14 protein-coding genes are annotated in these 21744 nt (G+C 73.7%); 5 read left to right on the top strand and 9 right to left on the bottom strand.

Annotation, left to right across the window (positions count from 1 at the left end; genetic code table 11):
- Positions 1-6: 6 nt before the first annotated feature.
- Complete coding sequence (locus R9X44_RS24705; RefSeq protein ID WP_319816650.1) at positions 7-867, bottom strand: glycerophosphodiester phosphodiesterase; 861 nt, start codon at positions 865-867, stop codon at positions 7-9.
- A gap of 134 nt (positions 868-1001) precedes the next feature.
- Positions 1002-6635: a TIR domain-containing protein gene (locus R9X44_RS24700; protein ID WP_319816649.1), complete on the bottom strand. Its 5634-nt coding sequence runs from the start codon at positions 6633-6635 to the stop codon at positions 1002-1004.
- Positions 6636-6846: 211 nt separating this feature from the next.
- On the opposite strand from R9X44_RS24700, the gene R9X44_RS24695 reads away from it, so the two are divergent.
- A complete protein-coding gene (locus tag R9X44_RS24695) occupies positions 6847-8040 on the top strand; it encodes an SLC13 family permease (protein WP_319816648.1) in 1194 nt (397 codons plus the stop codon).
- 81 nt (positions 8041-8121) lie between these two features.
- On the opposite strand, the gene R9X44_RS24690 is transcribed toward R9X44_RS24695, so the two are convergent.
- Positions 8122-9003 carry a serine hydrolase gene (locus R9X44_RS24690; protein ID WP_319816647.1) on the bottom strand — a complete coding sequence of 294 codons (882 nt, stop codon included), beginning with the start codon at positions 9001-9003 and terminating at the stop codon, positions 8122-8124.
- Complete coding sequence (locus R9X44_RS24685; RefSeq protein ID WP_319816646.1) at positions 9000-9929, bottom strand: LysR family transcriptional regulator; 930 nt, start codon at positions 9927-9929, stop codon at positions 9000-9002. Before R9X44_RS24685 ends, R9X44_RS24690 begins: the two co-directional genes overlap by 4 nt.
- A gap of 112 nt (positions 9930-10041) precedes the next feature.
- Between R9X44_RS24685 and R9X44_RS24680 the strand changes: the two genes are divergently transcribed.
- Positions 10042-11679 (top strand): penicillin-binding transpeptidase domain-containing protein, encoded by a 1638-nt coding sequence (locus R9X44_RS24680; RefSeq protein ID WP_319816645.1) that lies wholly within the window; start codon positions 10042-10044, stop codon positions 11677-11679.
- Here R9X44_RS24680 and R9X44_RS24675 read toward each other — a convergent pair.
- Genes R9X44_RS24675 through R9X44_RS24665 form a run of 3 tightly spaced genes read right to left on the bottom strand, consistent with a single transcriptional unit; the run spans position 11666 to position 14192 of the window.
- Complete coding sequence (locus R9X44_RS24675; protein WP_319816644.1) at positions 11666-12502, bottom strand: inositol monophosphatase; 837 nt, start codon at positions 12500-12502, stop codon at positions 11666-11668. The genes R9X44_RS24680 and R9X44_RS24675 overlap by 14 nt on opposite strands.
- On the bottom strand, positions 12499-13146 hold the full coding sequence (locus tag R9X44_RS24670) for a hypothetical protein (protein ID WP_319816643.1): 648 nt from the start codon (positions 13144-13146) through the stop codon (positions 12499-12501). The genes R9X44_RS24675 and R9X44_RS24670 overlap by 4 nt, the downstream gene beginning before the upstream one ends.
- A 2-nt stretch (positions 13147-13148) precedes the next feature.
- Positions 13149-14192, bottom strand: coding sequence for a hypothetical protein (locus tag R9X44_RS24665; RefSeq protein WP_319816642.1), 1044 nt, complete (start codon positions 14190-14192; stop codon positions 13149-13151).
- 139 nt (positions 14193-14331) lie between these two features.
- Here R9X44_RS24665 and R9X44_RS24660 point away from each other — a divergent pair, with 139 nt between their 5' ends.
- The 3 genes from R9X44_RS24660 (at position 14332) to uvrB (ending at position 18789) form a co-directional block, all read left to right on the top strand.
- Complete coding sequence (locus R9X44_RS24660) at positions 14332-15195, top strand: hypothetical protein (RefSeq protein ID WP_319816641.1); 864 nt, start codon at positions 14332-14334, stop codon at positions 15193-15195.
- A gap of 38 nt (positions 15196-15233) precedes the next feature.
- Positions 15234-16238: a YsnF/AvaK domain-containing protein gene (locus tag R9X44_RS24655; RefSeq protein WP_319816640.1), complete on the top strand. Its 1005-nt coding sequence runs from the start codon at positions 15234-15236 to the stop codon at positions 16236-16238.
- A 430-nt stretch (positions 16239-16668) separates the two neighbouring features.
- Entirely contained in the window at positions 16669-18789 is a 2121-nt protein-coding gene (gene uvrB / locus R9X44_RS24650) for an excinuclease ABC subunit UvrB (RefSeq protein WP_319816910.1), read from the top strand.
- Here uvrB and R9X44_RS24645 read toward each other — a convergent pair.
- On the bottom strand, positions 18767-19351 hold the full coding sequence (locus R9X44_RS24645; protein WP_319816639.1) for a TetR-like C-terminal domain-containing protein: 585 nt from the start codon (positions 19349-19351) through the stop codon (positions 18767-18769). The two genes, uvrB and R9X44_RS24645, sit on opposite strands and share 23 nt — an antisense overlap.
- A gap of 181 nt (positions 19352-19532) precedes the next feature.
- Complete coding sequence (locus R9X44_RS24640; protein ID WP_319816638.1) at positions 19533-20186, bottom strand: DUF4126 domain-containing protein; 654 nt, start codon at positions 20184-20186, stop codon at positions 19533-19535.
- Between the last annotated feature and the right edge of the window lie 1558 nt (positions 20187-21744).

The following is a 21744-nucleotide window of genomic DNA, read 5'->3' as shown; positions in this document are numbered from 1 at the left end:
ACGCGGTCAGGCGTCCAGGAGGGCGCGCAGGACGTCGGGGCGGTCGGTGGTGATGCCGTCGACGCCGGAGTCCATGAGGCGGCGCGCGGTGGCGGCGTCGTTGGCGGTGTAGGCGTAGACGCGGTACATGGCGTTGTGCGCCTGGGCGACGTAGGCCGCGCCGGCCGAGCCGCGCGGGATGTGCAGGACGTCGGCGTAGAAGCGGGCGCGCAGCATCTCGGCGAAGTTCGGGCGGCCGAGCACGCCGGTCCTGATCGCCTGCGGGACCCGGTCGTTGACGTCGCGGACCGCCGACCAGGTGAAGCTCTGCACGAGCGCGCGGCCGTCCTTGAGCCAGTACGGGTCGGCCTTGAGCGCCGCGACGACCTTGGCCGTCATGCCCGGGTACAGCTCGGGCTGCTTCAGCTCGATCACGACGCCGTCACCGGCCGCCTTGACGGCCTTCAGCGCCTCGGCGAGCGTCGGCACCTTCTGGCCCTTGAACGCGCGCCCGTACCATGACCCGGCGTCGAGCTTGCGGATCTGGGCGAGGGTGAGGTCGCGCACCTTCCACGACTTGCGCTTGGGGAACTTGCGGCGCGCGTCGGTGGTGCGGGTGAGGGTCGCGTCGTGCATGACGACGACCTTGCCGTCCTTGGTCTGCCGGACGTCGATCTCGATCATGTCCGCGCCCCTGCGGCCCGCCTCGCGGATCGCCGCGACGGTGTTCTCCGGCGCGTAAGCCGACGCCCCGCGGTGCGCGATGACCGTGACGTCGCCGGAGCGCGCCTTCTCGACGGGCTCGGCGGGCGCGGCCGCGGCGGGGACCGCCGGGAGCGCCAGGGGCACGGAGACGGCGGCGGCCAGCACGACGCCGAGGCGGGGCATGGGCGATCCTCCACGGGGAGCGGTCGCCCGCCGGGCACGGCGGGCGACGACCACCGTAGGACACGTGCGCCGCCCCCGCCACACCTTCCCCGTGAACGCGCGTCAGCCTTGCCCGGACAATCCGGCGAACCAGCTCATAGCGGTTCCTCGACAGGCAGCCGCCGCACTGACGGCAGCCTTTCGTCCATCTCACCGGGCTCGAACCTGCACAGCCCGACCGACCACCAGAACTGCCCGGTGACGGCCCCGCTGTGCTTGTACCGCCCGTCCGGCGTGACGACCGCCCACCCTTCGGCGAGCCCGAGCAGGGTGCAGCGCCGTTCGGCCTGCGCGGGATCGGCCCCGAGCGCCCACAGGATGACCGTGCCGTCGTCGCCCCCACTGGCCAGGAGCCCTCCGTCCGGGGAGAACGCGACGGACCACACGCGCCGGGTGTGTCCGGCCAGCGTGGCGACGGGCTCGCCGGTGGCGGCGTCCCACAGCCGGATGACGAGGTCGTCGCCGGCCGTGGCGAGGGTGCGGCCGTCCGGGGAGAAGGCGACGGTCCACAGCCGTCCGGTGTGGCCGCGCACGCAGCGCAGGGTCGCGCCGGTCGCGGTGTTCCACAGCCGCGCGGTCCCGTCGTTGCTCGCGCTGGCAAGGATGCTCCCCGACGGGTCGTACGCGACCTGGTAGACGCGGTCGCCGTGCCCTTCGAGCGTGTGCAGGAGCGTGCCGGTGGCGGTGTCCCAGATGCGGACCTGCCTGTCGTCGCAGCCTGTGGCGACGCGCGCGCCGTCGGGGGAGAAGTCGATGCACCGGACCCGGCCCCGGTGGGCGGCGAGGTTGCCGACCTCGCGTCCGGTGGTGTGGTACCAGAGCCGCACCGTGTCGTCGTCGTTGGCGGTGGCGAGGATGTCGCCGGTCGGGCTGAACGCCTGCGCCCACACGTGGTCGGTGCCGACCGACAGCTCGCGCTCGAACGCGCCGGTGGAGGCCTGGCGGAGCTGGACGCCGCCGTCGTTGGTCGCGGTGCCGATCCGCTGGCCGTCGGGGCTGAACACCACGGAGGTGAGCCGGTCGGCCTCGCCGGTGAGCGGCGAGCCCGCGGGGGCGCCGGTCGAAGGGTCCCAGAGCCGGACGACGCCGTCGTTTCCGGCGGTGGCAAGGAGCGAGCCGTCCGGGCTGAACGCCACTGTGGTGATGCGGCGTCCGTGGCCGCGCAGGGTGTGGCGGCACGCGCCGGTCGCGGTGTCCCACAGCCGCGCGGTCCCGTCGTTGGAGACGGTGGCCAGCTGTGCGCCGTCGCGGCGGAAGGCGGGCGGCCAGACCGCGCCGCGGTGGCCGCTCAGCGCGCGGGCGCGCCTGCCGAACGAGGCGGGCCACAGCCCTTCGGCCCCGGCGACGTCCCACAGCAGGACCGCGCCGTCGCTGTCGGACGTCGCCAGCAGCTCCCCGGACGGGTCGAGCAGCGCGTTGTAGATGGCCCCGGTGTGCCCGCCCAGGGAGCGCGACGGGTTGCGGCCGGAGAGGTCCCAGACGCGTACGCCGCCGTCGGTGTCCCCGGAGACGAGCAGGGAACCACGGCTGCACAGGGCGTAGACGCGTCCGGTGTGCCCGGTGAACTCCCTGAGGACGGCCCCGGAAGGCAGGTCCCACAGGCGGACCTTCCCGACGGCGTCGCAGGTGGCGAGCTGTCCTTCGTCGGTGAACAGCAGCCGGTAGACGGGCCCTTCTCCTTCGAGCCGGTGCGCGGGTTCGCCTTGCGCGGTCCATACGCGGACGGTCCCCTGGCTGTCGCCGGTGACGATCCACTCCCCGTCGGGGCTGAACGCGCACGTGTAGACGGGAGCGGCGTGCCCGGGAAGCGTCAGATAGGGCTCGTCCTCCACGGTGAGGTCCCACAGTCTGACGACGCCGTCGGCGGCCCCCGCCGCGAGCCTGCGGCCGTCGGCGACGACCGGCCACACCCCCTCGGGGTGGACGTCGATGCGGCGGCGTTCCCTGCCCGTCGCGGTGTCCCACAGCCGCAGCGTCCCGTCCGCCGCGCCGGTGACGAGGAGGTCGTCGCCCGCGTGGACGACCGCGTACGCGCGGTCCCGGTGCCCGCGCAAGGTGCGCAGAGGGAGGCCGGTCCGCGAGTCGCACAGCAGGACGGCCCCGTCCTCGACCCCGAACGCGACGGTCGAGCCGTCCGGGCTGTAGGAGACGGGCGCGGGCAGGCGGCTGTTCTGGAAGTGGAACCCGAACGGCACGCCCATCGCGGCGGGCGCGAACTGCGCCTCGACCGGGTCGCCCGGCACGACCGCCGCGCCGCGCCGCCCGACCCGCTCGGCCGCGCCGCCCCGGGTGCCGATGAGCGCGGCCCTGGTCCAGGTCCCGCCGCTGACGACGGCGTCGCGCAGGTCGGTCCCGACGAGCCGCGCCCGGCTGAGATCCGCGCCGGTGAGGTCGGCCCCGGTCAACCGGGCGTCGTCAAGCCGCGCCCCCGCCAGGGTCGCGCCGCGCAGCACGGCCCGCGTGAGGTCCGCCCCGACCAGATGGGCGTCGGTCAGATCCGCCCCGGTGAGGTCGACCTCCGACAGGTCCCGGTAAGACAGGTCCTCGCCTTGCAGGTTCGCTCCACGCAGATCCGTGCGCGCGGGCGTACGCAGCCGCGTGGAGATCTTGACGGCGTTGCCCCGCTGCACGTCGCCCGCGCCGGGATCGGCGAGCACGGCGGCCGTCCAGCGGCGGCACGCCGACGGGTCGGCGAGGTCGCACAGGAAGTCGACGGTGAGCTGGGACAGGGCGCGGCGGCCGAGCGGCGCGGGGTCGAGCCCGTCGGCGAGGTCGTCGGCGATGCGGCGCGCGACGAGCCACTCGGGGACCGAGCTGTGGATGAACCCGAACAGTCCTTCGTCGGTGCGCACGAGCAGGCCGCCCGCGCCGACCGCGTGGGTGGTCTGGCCGGGCGACATGTCGGCGTCGGCGAGGCCGGTCAGCGTCTCGGCGACCTCGCTGAGCTCGTCGAGGCGAAGGTGCGCCTCGCCGGTCTCCCACAGCCGCAGCGCGAGGGTCCCCGCGGCGAGCCACAGGTCGGCGAGCGACAGGCCGTCGGGGGAGCCGGGGATGCCGCGCATCCGGCGTTCCTCGTGCGCCAGCCATGAGGTGAGGATCTCCTGGTAGAGGTGCGCGGCGCTGACCGTGCGGCGGGCCTGCGCGACGAGCCTGAGCCGCTCCTCGGGAAGGTCGGCGATGAACCCGAGCATGCGCGGGTTCTGGGCGAGGCCGAGCAGCTCCTCGACGCCGCGCAGCAGCGCCATCCGACGGTCGGCGGCCGCCTCGTCGCGGTACCGGTTGACCAGGAACGCCCTGATCTGTGCCGGGGTGAACGACTCGACGCCCCACACCCGCCGGTTCGGCACGGTCCCGACGCGCTCGCCCAGCGCGGTGAACACCTGGGCGTGCGACTTGAAGTGCTGGGTCCGCGAGGCGACGACGATCTTGGCGTCGCCCTCGGCGGCCGCGAGCAGGGTCTCCAGGTGGTCGGCCGCCCTGTCGTAGGTGACGCGGGTGACGAGCTCGTCGAACCCGTCGAAGAGCAGCACGATCCTGCCCTGCCGCAGCATGTAACGGAACGCGCGCAGGTCGATCAGCTCCTCGCCGTGCGCGGCGAGGTGCGCGGCGACCAGCGCCTCGACGGACTGCGCCTTGTCCAGCGCGCGCAGCTCGATGAGGATCGGGATGAGCGACGGCAGCTCGGCCGGGATGCGTCTGGCGACCTCGCGCAGCGCGAACGTCTTGCCCCTGCCGAAGTCGCCGAGCAGCAGCAGGAACCTCCCGTGGTCGCCGCCGAGCATGTGCAGCATCTCTTCCACGAGCCCGTCACGAATGGCCGTGGTGTCGCCGCCGTCGAGCTCGCGGAACCGCTGCGGGACGTACAGGTCGGGCGGGTAGAGGGGATCGGACTCCAGGCGCGCGGTCTGCCCGGCGACGTAAGCCGACAGGTCGAGCAGCCCTTGGAACTCGGTGAGGCTGCGCAGCCGTACGCCGCGGCGTAGGGCGTCCTCGCGCAGCGCACGCGAAGGCGGGTCGCCGAGGTAGACGAGTTCAGAGCCGTGTGCGTCACCGCCCGCGTGGACGTGCCGCAGGAACGCCGCGACCTCCTCCTCGCCGACGGTCCCGGGATGCGCGCCGATCCGGAACTGCCGGACGAAGCCGTCCTCCATCCGGGTCACCAGCAGGTGCGGCGGCTCGCCCGCGACCCTGCGGACGCGCGCGCCCGGGAACCGGGTCTCGCACGCCTCGATGATCTGGTCGAGCAGCACGTCGGCGGGGCCCGGCAGCTCGTCGGACGACCTGCGCGGCGCGGGCACTGCGGGCGGCGGCGGCTCGCGCCGGACCAGGCCGGGCCGCTCGATCCTGACGGGTTCCGCGCCGAGCCGCGCCACGGTGATGCCGGAGGCGTCGAGGGTGAGGACCTGGAGGCGGCCGTGGGTGGGGGAGGGGAACGCGGGCGCGCCGGACGGCAGCTCGCCGGGGACGTCCGCGCCGCCGTGCAGCACGAGGTCGAGCGCGGGCACGACGAGCCTGCCGAGGAGGTCGGCGTCGCGGGCGCGGCCGGGGGAGGCGGGGTCGGGGCTGTGCGCGACGACGCCGACGCGCAGCCAGCCGTCGCCGAGGCCGCGCAGCCGTTCGGCGAACCAGGCGGCCTGGGCGTGGCCGATCTGGCCGTGGTCGTCGCCCGCGCGGTGGCTGACCGCCATCGTGGAGTTCAGGCCCGCGACGGCGAGGCGCAGCTCGGGCACGGTGAACAGGGTCCACGGCTGCGCGCTGTCGAACACGACGCCGTCGAGCCCCCGGTACAGCTCGGCGAACAGGCCCGCGAAGTGCCGCCACTTGGGCCAGTACGGGGGCTGGGGCGCGACGTCGTCGGCGTCGCACAGCTCGAAGTACGAGCGCGAGGCCGCCTTGGTGACGTCGCGGACGCCGGGCACGACGACGATCCGGTTCGGCTCGAGGCCGAGCAGGGCGCGCAGGCCGGTGAGGAACGTGGCGGCCTCGGCGCACTCGCGGCGGCTGCCGGACTCGGTGAGGTCGCCGGTGATCACCACGAGGTCGGGCCGCGCGCGCAGCTCGGCGAGGTCGGCCGCGACGCGTTCCTGGAGTTCGGCGGCGTCGAACGGCTCGGCGGCGAGGGTCCGCCCGAAGCGCGGCCCGGCGAGCTGGAGGATCGTCACCCGCTCCGGCCCGGCGGCGGCGTCGGCGATCCCCGACGGGTAGGCGGGCTGCGCCGAGGGCGAGCGCCTTGCGGGCCTGCCGCCCGTCGGCAGCGGCTCGGCGGGCACCGGCGCGAACGGCGACGCGGGCCGCTCGGCGGGCTTGGCGCGCCCCTCGACTGCCTCGCGCACCCGCGTCAGCAGCAGGTCGCGCGCGGTCTCCTCGTCGGGGACGCCCACGAGGTCGACGTAGGTGATGGTCGCGAGCAGCCCTTCGAGCTCGCAGTCCTCGAGCCGGACCGTGATGAGCTTGGCCGACGGGTCGTCCGGCGAGGCGCGGATCGCCGCCTGCCACTCCATCCGCCCGTAACGCGAGCGCAGGTAGTTGCGCGACAGGACGGCGACGACGACGCGCGCCTCGCTGACGCCGCGGTCCATGAAGTCGATGAAGTTGCTGCCCGGGACGAAGTCCCACGCCTGCATCATCGTCCGGTACCCCGCGGCCTCCAGCTCCCAGGCGATCCACGCGGCCCAGCGCTCGTCGGCGGGCGAATAGGAAACGAAGACGTCAGTCCGCTGCCCCGTCATCCCGTCAGTATCACGGGATCACGCGGCGTTGAGAATCCCCGATCAGCTCTCCGGCCCTGTTCCCCCGGGCATATTCCGCCTTTTCGGACGGACTTTTGTGAGGTGGGAGGCGGAATCGGGCCCGGGGGAGATTTCCGCCGTTGAGTTACGCGGTCCTTCAAGGGATCATGACGGGGCAGCGGGGCAGCACAGGGAGGGCCGTCGTCGCATCATGAGCGTCCGCAGCCTTGTCGGCCGTGTCGCCGTCCTCGACCTGATCCGCTTCGGGCTGCTCGCGGCCGGGATCGGCTTCGTCGTCACCGGAATCCTGCCGTCGGAGCTCGCGGAAGAGAACCTGCGCAGGATCGCGCCGCTGCTGGTGTTCCTCGTCGCGGTGATCGTGCTCGTGGAGCTGACCAAGACCGCGCAGTTCTTCGACGTCGTCGCCGCGCGGATCGCGATCGCCGGACGCGGCGTTTACTGGGCGCTTTTCCTGTTGTGCACGGCTTTCGCCTCGCTCACCACGATCTTCCTCAACCTCGACACGACGGCGGTCCTGCTCACGCCGGTCATGCTCGCGCTGGCCGCGCGTTCCGGAATCGCCGCGCTGCCGCTGGCGATGACGACGGTCTGGCTCGCCAACACCGCGAGCCTGCTGCTGCCGGTCTCCAACCTGACGAACCTGCTCGCCGCCGACCGGGTCGCGCTCGCGCCGCGCGACTTCGCGGCCCGGATGTGGGCCGCCCAGCTCGTCGCGATCGCGGTCACGATGGCCGCGCTGTGGGCGCTGTACTGGCGGCGCGGGGCGCGCGGCGCGGAGTCCTACACGCCGCCCGAGCCCGAGGCAGTCCGGGACAGGCTCCTGTGCGGCGCGGCCGCCGCGGCCTGCCTGGGTTTCGTGGTCGCGGTGCTCGCTGGCGTGCACGTCGAGTGGGCGGCGGGCGGGGCGGCGCTCGCGCTCGCCGCGGTGTTCCTGTGGCGCGACCCCTCGGCGCTGCGTCCCGCCCTGGTGCCCTGGCAGCTTCTCGTGTTCGTCACGGGGCTGTTCCTCGTGGTGCCGGTCCTCGTCGAGTACGGGCTCGACGCCGTCATGACCGCGCTGATCGGCGCCGACGACGGCCTCGGCGGCGCGCTGCGCGCGGCGGCAGTCGGTGCTGGCCTGTCCAACGCCATTAACAACCTGCCCGCTTACACCGCGGGAGAAAGTGCCGTACCCCTCGGCAATGACGACCAGTTGCTCGCGCTGCTCATCGGGACCAATGTGGGTCCCCTGATCACCCCCTGGGCCTCGCTGGCGACCCTCCTGTGGTTCGAGTGGTGCCGCCGCTTCGACCTCGCGGTCCCGATCGGCCGCTTCGCCGCGCACGGCGCGCTCGTCGCCGCGATCGCCCTGCCCGCCTCGGTCCTCGCCCTGGTCCTCCTCTAGCGCCCCCTCCCCGCCCTGTCCGCCTGCGTGCTCGCCCTGGTCCTCCTCTAACGCCCCGCCGTAGCCCCCGCCCTGACGGGGTCAGCCCGTGTGGGTGCGGAGGGAGTGGATGGCGAGGCGGGCGGTGGTGCCGATGACGGCGTCGGCGCGGGGGAGGGTGGCGGCGGTGCTGCGGGAGCGGGTGAAGACGGCGACGGCGTAGCGGCCGCCGTCGGGGTACTCCACGACGCCGATCTCGTTGCGCAGGGTCGGCAGGGTGCCGGTCTTGCCGCTGACGAGGACGTCGTCGTAGGGGAAGCCGGAGGCGAGGCGGTGCGGCCACACCTGGAGGCCGAGCATCCGGCGCATGAGCGCGCAGGACTCGGGCGGGGCTGCCTCGTCGCGCCAGATCGCGGCGAGCAGCGCAGTCATGTCGCGCGGGGTGCCGCGGGTGGCGCGGGCCGGGTCGAGCGCGGACAGCCGCGCGGTCATGCCCGGCTCGCCGATCCGCGCCCACAGGTCGGCGGCGTCGGCGACGCCCGCGTCGGCGAGCATCGAGGCGTGCAGCTCGCGCGCCCCCGCGACGACCCGGGTGCGGGTGAGGCCGAGCTCGGCAAGCGCGCGGTTGACCGCGGGCAGGCCGACCCGGTCGAGCACCGCTTCGGCGGCCGTGTTGTCGCTGACCGTGATCATCAGGCAGGCGAGGTCGCGCAGCGACATCCGCACGTCGTCGAGCAGCACCGACGTGCCGGTCGGCCCGGCGATGCGGGAGGCGGGCGGCAGCGTCACCTGCTCGCGCGGGTCGAGCGCCCCGGCCGCCGCGCGCCGGAAGAACGCGACGAGCAGCGGCACCTTGAACACCGACGCGAGCACCACCGGCTCCTCGGCCCCGACCCCGAGCTGCGCGCCGGAGTCGAGGTCGAGCGCGTGCAGCCAGCCGCGCACGCCGGCCTCGCGGAACTCCGCCTCGATCGCCGCGGTCACGCCAGGAACCCTGACGACGGGCGCGGCACCACGCGCTGCGCGACGGGCGTCATCGCGGCCTCCGCGCGCAGCACGCGCGTGGTGACGTCAACGAGGTCCGCGAGCGGCCCTTCCGGCGGGACGCCCTCCCGCCACGCGCACGACGTCCGCCACAGCAGCGGGTCGCCGGTCAGCGGCCGCCACGCCGTGCCGGGCAGCGCGCGGGCGCGCGGGACGAGCGCGAGCGCGGTCCCGGCCAGCACGAGGCCGAGCGTGAACTGGGGGTGCGGCGAGTCGTGCACGGTCTCGGGCGCGAACCCGTGCCGCGCGCATGACGCGAGCAGGTCCTCGCGCGCGGCGGACCCGCCCTCCACGACGAGGTCGTGCCCGTGCAGGTCGGCGAGGAACAGCGCCGGGGAGGCGGCCAGCGGGGACCCGTCGGGGAGCAGGACCCCCAGGGGCTGCCCGAGCATCGGCCCCAGGGACAGGCGTGCGGTGTCGCAAGGGTGGCGCAGTACGGCGATGTCAAGGAGACCTTCGTTAAGCGCGCGCAGGTGGTCGGCAGTGGGCGCGGGACGCAGGTCGAGGGGGAGATCAGGGCGGACGTCACGGTACGCGCCGATGAGGGCGGCCACGACGCGTCCGTCGAGGTCCTCGGGGATGCCCGCGCGCAGGACCGCGCGCTCGCCCGCGCGCGCGGCGAGGCCGCGGATACGCTCGACCCTGGCCAGGAGGTCGCGGGCGTCGTCAAGGAGCACCCTGCCGGGCTCGGTGAGCGCGACGCGGCGGCTCGACCTGTCGAACAGCCGGGTGCCGAGCTCGCGTTCCAGCCGCTGGATGCGCTGGCTGAGCGGCGGCTGTGCCATGCCGAGCCGGGCGGCGGCCCGGCCGAAGTGCAGTTCCTCGGCGACCACCACGAAGCACTCGAGATGCCCCACGAGGTTCATGAGCGGGAACTATATCGCTTTACCTATGAATATGTGATCTATAGCCATCTTGGACATACTCGGGATCTTCTGCTGTCCTGGTTGGGCTCACCCGGGGGAAGGAGAAACGTTCATGCGGCGTAAGACGGTGGTGCTGGTGGCGGTACCGACGGTCCTCGCGGCGGCCGGAGCCGGCCTGTGGGCCCTCAACCGGGGCGACGGGCCGGAGACCGTCGCGGCGCGGTTCGCGGCCGCCTGGCAGCGCCAGGACGCCCCGGCGATGGCCGCGCTCGCCGAGGGCGACCCCGCCGACCTCCCCGCCTCCCTGGGCAAAACCTGGACGGATCTCGGCGTCACCGCCCAGACCGTCCGGATAGTCCGGGTCGTCGACCGCGACGACGTCCTCGCCCGCTACCAGGCCGAGCTGACCCTGGGGGAGGGCCAGCGCTGGAAGTACGACGGCTCCTTCGGCCTCGCCAAGGTCGACGGCGACTGGAAGGTCAGCTGGGCCCCCGACGTCCTGCACCCCGACCTCAAGGACGGCCAGCGCCTCACCGCAGTGCGCGCCTACCCCGACAGGGCCGCGATCACCGCCGCCAACGGCTCGGACCTGCGCCTCAGCTCCTCGGGCTCGGTACAGCAGCTGATCGGTCCCGTCGGCGCGGCCACCGGCAAGCAGGCGCAGGAGTTCGGCGCGCCCTACCGTGAGGGCGACCCCGTCGGCCAGGACGGGCTCAACCGGCAGTACGACCGCAGGCTCGCCGGAACGCCCGGCACGGACGTCAAGATCGTGGACGCCGACGACAAGGCGGTGAAGACCCTGGCCAGTTTCGACGGCACCGAGGGCGAGCCGCTGGAGACCACGATCGACCCCCGCGTCCAGCGCGCGGCGGGCGAGGCGCTGACCCCGGTGAAGAAGAACGCCTCGATCGTGGTGGTGCGGCCGTCGACCGGGGAGATCCTCGCCGTCGCCAACAAGCCGGGCGGCTACAACCGCGCGCTGATGGGCCAGTACCCTCCCGGCTCCACCTTCAAGATCGTGACGGCCGCCGCCCTCGTCGCCGGCGGCACGGGCGTCAAGGACACGGTGAAGTGCCCGGCGACCACCACGATCGGCGGCCGCACCTTCAAGAACGCCGGTTACGAGAAGCTCGGCAGCGTCCCCTTCCGCGACGCGTTCGCCCACTCGTGCAACACCACGTTCGCCTCCCTCGCGGTGTCCGAACTCGGCAAGGACCGCCTCGCGCAGGTCGCCGCCCAGTTCGGCTTCAACGCCCCCGTCATCAGCGGCCTGCCGTCGGTCCGCGCGGCGTTCCCGGCCGTCAAGGACGACACCGCGCTCGCCGCCGCCGCGTTCGGCCAGGGCGAGGTGCTGACCAGCCCGCTCAACATGGCGTCGGTAGCGGCCGCCGCCGCCGACGGCACGTGGCGCTCGCCCCGGCTCGTCCCCGCCGACCTCGTCAGCGAGGCGCTGGACGCGGGCGGCAAGAAGGCAGAGCCTGACCACCCGCTCGACCCGGGCGTGCGGCGCGCGCTGCGCGTCCTGATGCCCGCCGTCGTCACCGAGGGGACCGCGCACGCCGTCGCGTTCCCCGCGGGCAGCGCGGGCAAGACCGGCACCGCCGAGTACGGCTCGGGCGAGAACCCGCCCACCCACGCCTGGTTCGTCGGCTACAAGGGCGACGTGGCGTTCTCCGTCATCGTGGAGGACGGCGGGACCGGGGCCGAGGCCGCCGCGCCCGTCGCCGCGCGGTTCCTCAACGCCCTGTGACGCCGCCCGCGGGCTCGGGCATGCGGAGGCCGTCGGCGGAGGCGAGCAGCGGCAGCAGGGTCGCAGCCGTCTCCGGACGCGCCGCGACGAAGGTGTGCTCGGGCGCGTCCACGTGGATCGGGAAGGGCGCGCCGTCGAGCGTGGTGATCCGCGCCCCCGCCTCGGTGGCGATGAGCGCGCCCGCCGGAAGGTCGACGGGCCCGGCCCGGTAGGCGATGACGGCGTCGATCAGCCCGCGCGCCAGCATGATCCAGGTCAGCTGCGGCGACCACAGCTGGAGCACCCTGCTGCACCCGCGGTTGAGCACGTACAGATGGGCCATGGCCGTCGGGTCGTCTCTGCTCACCGGATAGCCGACGACGTAGGACACGATCAGCCCCCGGCGCGGCGACGGCTCGGGCGGCGGCAGCGGCCGCCCGCCAGGACCGAGCGGCCCGCCGCCGCGCACCGCCGACCACGTCTGCCCCGTGACGGGATCGTGCACGACCCCCACGGCCGGGGCCCCGTCGAGGCACAGCGCCACCCCGACCGAGTAGGCGGGCAGCCCGATCGTCATGTTGTGGGTGCCGTCGAGCGGGTCGATCACCCACAGCGCGCCCTCGCCCGGCGTCCTGCCGGACTCCTCGGCGAGCACCGCGTGCCCGGGGAAGGCGGCGGCGAGCCGGTCGATGATGATCCGCTCGGAGCGGACGTCGAGGTCGGTCACCAGGTCGCCAGCGCCGCCCTTGGCCGACACGGCGAACCGCGCGCCCGGCGCGAGCACCGCGCCCGCCGCCTCGGCCGCCTCGACCGCCACCGCGTGCGCCCGCGCAAGGTCGATCATGGGTGTGCTCCGTTCGCCTGAAGGAGGTCGGCGGCCCGCCGCGCGAGCCGCGCCGTCTGCCGTGGGTCGCCGCGCCGGCGGCGCACCCGGTGCGAGCGCAGGCCCGGCGGGCCCAGCGACATGTCGTGCCCGCCCGCCCGGTCCGCGCCGAGCGCGACCGTCGCGGTCTCGCCCGTCACGTCGGTGCGGTGGAAGCTCCCGGCGGGCAGCCGGTAGACCTCGCCGCGCGTGAAAGTGCGGCCCTGCGACGGCTCGGCCCTGACCGTCCGGTCCGTCGCGTGCAGGGTGTCGCCGTCGGGCGCGCTGACCACCCGGAACACCCGCAGGTCGGGGCCTTCGGCGAGGGACGCCAGGGTGTTGTGCAGGGTGCCGTACAGCAGCAGGCTCAGCAGCTCCCAGCTGTGGCAGTGCCACAGCGACGTCGTGGTCGGCGCGGGCGGCAGCTCCGGCGACCACAGGTGCAGGCAGACGCCGGTGCCCGCATGCCGCTCGACCGGCAGGCACAGGAACCCCAGCGGGTGAAGGACGCCCTCGATCCGGCCCGCCGACGCGTCGGCGAGCGTGCGGCCCGCCCAGCTCGTCACCTGGCCGACCTCGGGGGCCGAACCCGTCGCGCACAGCCGGTGCAGGTCCGCGTAGCGCATGGTCAGCGGTCTCGTCGGGTGAGCTCGTGGCCGTCGGGGTCGGGATCTGGGCCGTCGGGGTAGGGGTTGGCGGCGCGCAGCGCGCGGCGGGCGATGTCCATGACGTCGCGGTCGGTGAACGACCTGGGCAGCGCCAGGCCCAGCGCCTGGAACAGCCGCCGGACCTCCTCGATCGTCGGCTCGTCCGACAGGGGCGCGGCGCGGGCCTGCTCAAGCGGGACGCGCCTTGCCTGGTCGAGGCTGTTGAGGAGCTCGGCGGCGCACCAGTCGTAGTAGAACTTGCCCTTGTCGATCTTGAGCGCGGGCCCGGTGGGCTCCTCGCGCGTGATGATCACCGACGACGCCGACAGGTCCCAGCGGAACGTCGTCATCGTCCGGGAGAGGCCGATCACCACTTCCAGCAGCCGGAACCGCTCGGTGTACCAGCAGACCGCCAGGATCGTCGCATACGACTCCTTGCGGGTGCGCTCAAGGGTCCACGGCTCGGCCTGGGCGGTGGAATCCGCGCCCGCGCGGCGGAACCTGGCGTAGGTGTCGCAGACGTCGCCGTCGGACGGGTCGATGATCTCCAGCCGGACGAGCAGGGTCCGCCCGTCGCGCCGCGCGGCCGCGACAAGGCCGGGCAGCGTCACGGCCCGGATGTAGGTGCCGGTGCCGCCCTTGAACGTCCAGCGGTCGGTGCCCGCGCGGGCCGCCGCGAGCGCCGGGGCGACCTCGGCGCCGCCCAGCACCTGCACGGCCGAGGACTCGTCGAGCGCCAGGCGGGAGCGGCGCACCAGCTGCTCGAACTCCTCGATCCGCTCGAGCCGCTCCGGCAGCACCGCAAGGGTCCGCAGCGAGTCGCGGACCTCCTCCTCGACGGGCCCGCGCCGGTAGCGGTCGCGCAGAATCCCGGCCGACACCAGGCCGAGCACCAGCAGCGTCGCGCCGGACACCAGTTGCGGATCGGGGTCGTCGGTGAGCCCGATGACGGCGACGACCACCGCCACGAGCAGCGCGATCGCGCCGTCCGCGTTCTTGACGAGCCATACAGCCAGCCGTGCCAATGCGATCCCCGTACCTGTGGGCGGCCCGGTCATCGTAAACAGAAACGCGCTCATCGTAAACAGAAAAGCGCGGTCGGCGACAGCCTCAAGAATTCCCCAAAGAATGGCCGCGCGGCGGGGCCTGTCCTTTCTGGGGGGAATGAGCGGTCTAGCGGTCGAGGAAGACCACACCGAGCAGCGGGGGAGCCACATGGCGGGCGACGAGCGGGACGGGAGCGGCGGCACGGGACGCGAAGAGCCCGGCCGGGAGACGCCCCCGGGCGAGGGCACGCCGCCCGAGGAGTCCGGCGCGTTCGGCACGGTCGGCGGACCGGGCGACGGCACGCAGCCCGAGGACTCCGGCGCGTACGGGACCCTGCCGCCCGACAGGCGGGGACGGCGTGAGCCGCTGGGCACCGCGCGGGTCGACTCGGGGGCCACCGGCACCGAGCGCAGCAGGTCGGGCAAGGACTTCAACCCCGCGTGGCTGCTCGTGCCGGCCGCCGGCCTCATGCTCGGCGGGCTCGGCATCGCGAACATGTCGCGCGAACCCGTCGTGCGGACGACCCCGACGGTCACGGTCACCGCCGCCGACCAGACCGTCACCGTCCCGGCCGCGCCCGTCGCCACGACGGGCACGACCGCGTGCCGCCTCGTGTTCACCGGGACCACGTTCGCCCCGCCCGTCGGCGCGATCCGCGACTCGCGGACCGGCGCGTCGATGACCGCGCCGCAGGGCCAGGCGTACGCGGTGGTGAACACCACGATCAAGAACGACGGCGGACGGCCCTGCTCGGCCACGGCCGGATACCAGCGCGGCTACACCGGGCCCAACGACGCGCACCCGGGCAGGCGCAAGATCGGCCAGATGCTCGACGGCGGCCGCGCGCTAGAGACGGCCATCGGCCCGGGGCAGACGGTCCAGGGGTCCTACGTCTTCCAGATCCCGGCCAGGACGACTCTCAGGGAGGTGCGTCTCCGCCAGAACGGCGGCACCGACTGGACGACGGTCAAGGCTCGCTGACCGCCAGTTCCCGATCCAGCGATTTCGGAGCAGACACCATGAGCACACCGATGGACATCAAAAAACTGCTCGGCGCCCGGATGACCGGGCCCGGCGGCGACGAGCTCGGCACCGTCGAACAGATCTTCTTCGACGACGTCACCGGCAACCAGGAATGGGCCCGCCTGCGGATGGGCGGGATGCTCGGCGGCAAGGACAGGTTCGTGCCGCTGGCGGGCAGCTCCCTGTCCGGGCGCGACCTCGTCGTGCCCTACGACAAGAACAAGGTCAAGGACTCGCCGGAACTCGCCGTCGACCGGCACATCACGCCCGAGCAGGAGGCGCGGCTGCGCACCTACTACGGCCTCGGCACGACGACCACGACGCCGACCGCCGCGTCCGGCAAGGCCACCAGCGCCGCCGCCGCGGGGGCCGCGGGCGCGGCGGGGGCCGCGGGCCGCAAGGACAGCCGGAGCGAGACGACCGCGTCGAACCTGACGTCCGGCACGACAGGTTCGCCCGGCGCGATGGGGGCCCCGGGGAGCCGCGAGTCCGCGCGCGACCTCGGCCGCGAGTCGGCGCGCACCCGCGACTTCGAGGCGCACCGGCCCGAGGAACTGTCCCTCACCCGGTGCGAGGAGCGCATCCACTTCCGCACCGAACAGGTCGAGCTCGGCCGGGTCAGGCTGCACAAGTACGTGGACGTCGTGCCCGTGGAGGAGCGGGTCAGGCTCGTCCACGAGGAGTTCGACCTCGAGCGGGTGCCGGTCACCGAGTCCCAGACGCCCGGCGCGGAGCAGATCGGCGAGGACACCGTCGAGATCGTCCTGCGGGGCCAGCGGGCGTTCGCCGTCAAGGAGACCCACGCGGTCGAGCGGGTGCGCCTGAACGTCAAGCAGGTCCCCGAGGAGCGGATCATGCGCGACGAGATCCGCCGCGAGCGCATCGAGGTCGAGCGCTTCGAGGACGGCGTCGGCCGCCACGTCGGCTCCCGCGAGGGCTCCGCCGACACCACCCGCCGCGACACGCCCATCGACCCCGGCGCCCGACCCGACCGCCGCTGACCCACCCACCCGAAGGGGACCGGCCCGCCCACGCGGCCCCGGTCCCCTTCCCCCTACCCAACAACCGGCTCCGCCCACGCGGTGACCCCGGAGGGCACACGGCCCACAGGGCAGCACCCTTGGGAGGCGGGAAGGGCCCCTCCGCGCTGGCCGTTGGCCCAGGGGTGGGCACCCCGACGGTCGGGAGGGCATCCCGGGGGTGCGCGGCCCGCAGGGCGGCACCCGCGAGGCGGGGAGGGCGCCTTCGCGCTGGCCGTGAGGCCCTTGGCCCGCAGGGCGGCAGCTCCGCAAGGCGGGGGAGGGCCCATCGCGCTGCCCCGTAGGCCCCCGGGGCCGGAGGGGCAGCGCTGGGTTTTTGCGGGGGGCGGATTCTGTCGGTGGGGGGTCGTACGGTGGGAGGGACACAGGGAGGTGGGCCGTGCGGCGCGAAATGGATCTTCAGCGCGAGCTTGACTCGCAGCGTATTCGCAAGCCGTTCGAGGTCGTCACCGAGATGACGCCGTCGGGCGACCAGCCGGGGGCGATCGCCGCGCTGGCCGAGCGGGTCGAGGCGGGCGAGAAGGACTCGGTGCTGCTGGGGGCCACCGGCACCGGCAAGACCGCGACGGTGGCCTGGCTGATCGAGCAGGTGCAGCGACCGACGCTCGTCATGCTGCCGAACAAGACGATCGCCGCCCAGTTCGCCAACGAGCTGCGCGAGATGCTGCCCGGCAACGCGGTCGAGTACTTCGTCTCGTACTACGACTACTACCAGCCCGAGGCATACGTCCCGCAGACCGACACCTACATCGAGAAGGACTCCTCGATCAACGACGAGGTCGAGCGGCTGCGGCACTCGGCCACGTCCTCGCTGGTGACCAGGCGTGACGTGGTGGTCGTCGCGTCGGTCTCGTGCATCTACGGCCTCGGCGCGCCCGAGGAGTACGTCAACCAGATGATCAAGCTGCGGGTCGGCGAGGAGATCGAGCGCGACAAGCTGCTGCGCCGCCTCGTCGACATCCAGTACGCCCGCAACGACCTCGCCTTCACCCGCGGCACGTTCCGGGTGCGCGGCGACACCATCGAGGTGATCCCGCAGTACCAGGAGCTCGCCGTCCGGGTCGAGATGTTCGGCGACGAGATCGACAAGCTGTCCACCCTGCATCCGCTCACCGGCGAGGTGATCGAGGAGCACGAGGAGCTGCACATCCTGCCCGCCACCCACTACGGCGCGGGCGAGGAGCGGATGGCCAAGGCGATCGTCGGGATCGAGGCCGAGCTGGGCGAGCGCCTCGCCGTCCTCGAGGGCCAGGGCAAGCTCCTCGAGGCCCAGCGGCTGCGCATGCGCACCACCTACGACCTCGAGATGCTCCGCCAGATCGGCTCATGCTCGGGCATCGAGAACTACTCCCGGCACATGGACGGCCGCGAAGCGGGCTCGCCCCCGCACACCCTGCTCGACTTCTTCCCCGACGACTTCCTGCTCGTCGTGGACGAGTCGCACCAGACGATCCCGCAGATCGGCGCGATGTACGAGGGCGACGCCTCACGCAAGCGTCAGCTGGTCGACCACGGCTTCCGGCTGCCGTCGGCGCTGGACAACCGGCCGCTCAAGTGGGAGGAGTTCCTCGAGCGGATCGGCCAGACCGTCTACCTGTCGGCCACTCCCGGCCCGTATGAGCTGGGCAGGGTCAAGGGCGACGTGGTCGAGCAGGTGATCCGCCCGACCGGCCTGGTGGACCCCGAGATCGTCGTCAAGCCCACCAAGGGCCAGATAGACGACCTCGTCCACGAGATCAGGGTGCGCACCGAGCGCGACGAGCGCGTCCTGGTGACCACGCTCACCAAGAAGATGGCCGAGGACCTCACCGACTACCTGCTCGAGCTCGGCGTCCGCGTCAGGTACCTGCACAGCGAGGTCGACACCCTGCGCCGGATCGAGCTGCTGCGCGAGCTGCGCCAGGGCGAGTTCGACGTCCTGGTCGGCATCAACCTGCTCCGCGAGGGCCTCGACCTGCCCGAGGTGTCCCTGGTGTCCATCCTGGACGCCGACAAGGAGGGCTTCCTGAGGTCGGAGACGTCGCTGATCCAGACGATCGGCCGCGCCGCCCGCAACGTCTCGGGCGAGGTCCACATGTACGCCGACAAGATCACCCCGTCGATGGAACGGGCGATAGACGAGACCAACCGGCGGCGCGCCAAGCAGGAGGCTTACAACGCCGAGCACGGCATCGAGCCGACCGCGCTGCGCAAGAAGATCGCCGACATCCTCGACTCCATCGTCCGCGAGGACGAGGACACCGCGATGATGATGGGCGGCTCCGGCCGGGCCCAGTCGCGCGGCAAGGCGCCCGTGCCGGGCTTCGGCAGCAGGTCCGAGGTCGGCAGGCACACCGCCGAGCTCGTCACTGACCGGCCGCGTGAGGAGCTCGAGGGCCTGATCGCCTCGCTGACCGACCAGATGCACACCGCCGCGGCCGATCTCCAGTTCGAGGTCGCGGCCCGGCTGCGCGACGAGATCAAGGAGCTGAAGCGCGAGGTGCGCGACCTCAAAGAGGCCGGCATTTCCTGAGCAGCGGCAGCAGCAGCCGGTCGGTGAGCCGCTCGGCGGCCCCCGGGTCGCTGATCGGGTCGAGCAGCACGGTCCGGTAGCCGAGGTAGGCGGGCACGGCCGAGAAGACGAGGTCGACGTCGACGTCGGGGTCGACCTCGCCGCGCAGCACGGCCCGGCCGAGGATGCGCTTGGCGACCTCGTTGCGCGGCATGATCACCAGCCGCCGGTAGGCCCGGTTGAGGTCGGGGTCGACCGGCAGCCGGGCGGCGAGGGCGGCGACGAGGTCGCCGTGCAGGGCCTGTTCGCGCACGAGCGAGGAGACGAACGTGACGAGCTCGTCGCGCAGGCCGAGGTCGCCGGGGTCGCGCGGGGTGGGGAAGCAGCCCTCCACGAGGGCTTCCAGGAGCAGTTCGGAGATCGCGGGCCAGCGCAGCCGGAGCGCGGGCAGCGATGTCCCGGCCCGCTCGGCGACCGCCTCGTGGGTGAGGTCCGGGTCGGCCCGGAACGCCTCGATCACCGCCGCGTAGATCCTGCCGCGCGTCGCGGCCGGGGTCTCCTCGTCGCTCAGGACCACTCCCACGCCTTCGCCTTCGCCCTCGGTTGCCCATCGGTTACTCAGAACGGTGGAAAGTGTGGCAATACGACGGCGTGCGCGGGGGGAAATCTCCGGAAAAAGTTCTGACATCTCCTGCGCCGAAGAACAATCCTTCTACCCGCGGCCGCCCTACCAGGCGCTTCGCCGGGTCGGCCCTTCCGAAGGGTTAATCGCCGCCCCCGGAATCGGACGACCCTTTCCGGGCGAACCGCACCGACCAACTCCGGCCCAGCTTGTCCCGTCGCCGCTTCGCCCGCAGGACGAGCCGGACCGCGACGGCCAGCAGCAGTAGGACCAGGATGATCCCGACGACCGGGGCGAGGATCGCTACGAAGCTCAGGCCGAGTGAGAACACGTCCTCGGTGGTGCTGAGCACGGGCGCGGCGGTCCCCAGCGTCCCGGCGTTCGCGACGGGCCGGACCGTGCTCTTGGCCCCGTGTACGGTCAGCGCCATCCCGATCCCCAGGACCCAGCCGACCCACGACTGGTCCATCAGCACCTTCGCCCCGGTCCCGAGGCTCGCGTCCAACCGCTCGGCGGCGGTGCTCGCCGCCATCACCGCCCCGCCCGCCGCGGGCCGCACGAACGTCATCACCGCGTCGTTGACGCTGTCGACCACCGGCACCTTGTCCAGCACGATCTCCGCGACGAGCAGCACCGCGAGCGCCGTCAGCGCCCACCCGTTCGCCATCCACGCGAACGACTCGGGCAGCACCACCACATCCCCGTACCTGGCGAGCACCCCCACCACGAGAATCGGTATGTAGGCGTTCAGCCCCGCCGCCCCGGCAAGCCCAAGCCCAGTCAGAAACGCAAACATCAACCCCCCTCCACCAGAATTCCCCCCAACCCCCCACCCAACCCCCAATCCCACAAAGCCCCACGCCAGTCGCCCCCCGCAAGAACCCCTATTCCTCCGGCCCGCTCGCCTAGCGGCTCGCGGCCCTCCGGAAAAGCGCCCTCCCCCCCGAGGCCCCAACGGTCCGCGCGCGGCTCCTGCCCTCCCGAGACCGCCCGGGCCCCCGAGGACCCGGGCCACGCGGCCGAACCTCCTCCGTTTCGCACGAAACACGCTCCCGTACCGGCCGGCCTCCGCAAGAACCCCTATTCCTCCGGCCCGCTCGCCTAGCGGCTCGCGGGCCTCCGGGGAAGCGCCCTCCCCCCGCGAGGCCCCGACGGTCCGCGCGCGGCTCCTGCCCTCCCGAGACCGCCCGGGCCCCCGAGGCCCCGGGCCACGCGGCCGAACCTCCTCCGTTTCGCACGAAACACGCTCCCGTACCGCTCGGCCTCCGCAAGAACCCCTGTTCCTCCGGCCCGCTCGCCTGGCGGCTCGCGGGCCTCCGGGGAAGCGCCCTCCCCTCGCGAGGCCCCGACGGTCCGCGCGCGGTCCTGCCCTCCTGGGACCGCGCGGGCCCCCAAAAGCCCGGGCCACGCGGCCGAGCCTCCTCCGTTTCGCACGAAACGCGCTCCCGTACCGCTCGGCCTCCGGGGAAGCGCCCTCCCCCCTGAGGCCCCAACGGTCCGCTCGCGGTCCTGTCCTCCCGGGACCGCCCGGGCCCCCGAGGGCCCGGGCCACGCGGCCGAACCTCCTCCGTTCCGCACGAAACGCGCTCCCGTACCGGCCGGCCTCCGCAAGAACCCCTATTCCTCCGGCCCGCTCGCCTGGCGGCTCGCGGCCCTCCGGGAAAGCGCCCTCCCCCCGCGAGGCCCCAACGGTCCGCGCGCGGTCCTGCCCTCCTGGGACCTCGCGGGCCCCCGAGGGCCCGGGCCACGCGGCCGAGCCTCCTCCGTTTCGCACGAAACGCGCTCCCGTACCGCCCGGCCTCCGGGGAAGCGCCCTCCCCCCGCGAGGCCCCGACGGTCCGCGCGCGGTCCTGTCCTCCTGGGACCGTGCGGGCCCCCGAGGGCCCGGGCCGCGCGGCCGAGCCTCCTCCGTTTCGCACGAAACGCGCTCCCGTACCGCTCGGCCCTCCTCGCACGGGCCGCGCTCCCGTACCGGGTCGGCCCCGTTCGCGCGGGCCGCGCTCGCGTGCGGGCTGGCCCTCCTCGCTCGGGGCGTGCTCTTGTGCCGGGTCGGCCCCGTTCGCGCGAGACGCACTCCTATGCCGGGTCGGCCCCGTTCGCGCGGGGCGTGCTCTTGTGCCGGGTTGGCTCCCGTTCACGCGGGGCGTGGTCTTGTGCCGGGTCGGCCCGTTCGTGCGGGGCGCGCTCTTGGGTCGGGGTGGGCGGGTTTGTGTGTTGGGGAGGGGAGTCGCGTGCGGGGGGGGCGCCCCCCCGGGGGGGGGGGGGGGGGGGGGGGGGGGGGGGGGGGGGGGGGGGGGGGGGGGGCGGGGGGGGGGGGGGGGGGGGGGGGGGGGGGGGGGGGGGGGGGGGGGGGG

It is taken from the genome of Actinocorallia sp. A-T 12471, assembly GCF_033875155.1.
GTDB lineage: Bacteria > Actinomycetota > Actinomycetes > Streptosporangiales > Streptosporangiaceae > Actinocorallia.
Note: the sequence above shows the minus strand (reverse complement) of the source record. Positions and strands in the feature narration are given on the sequence as shown.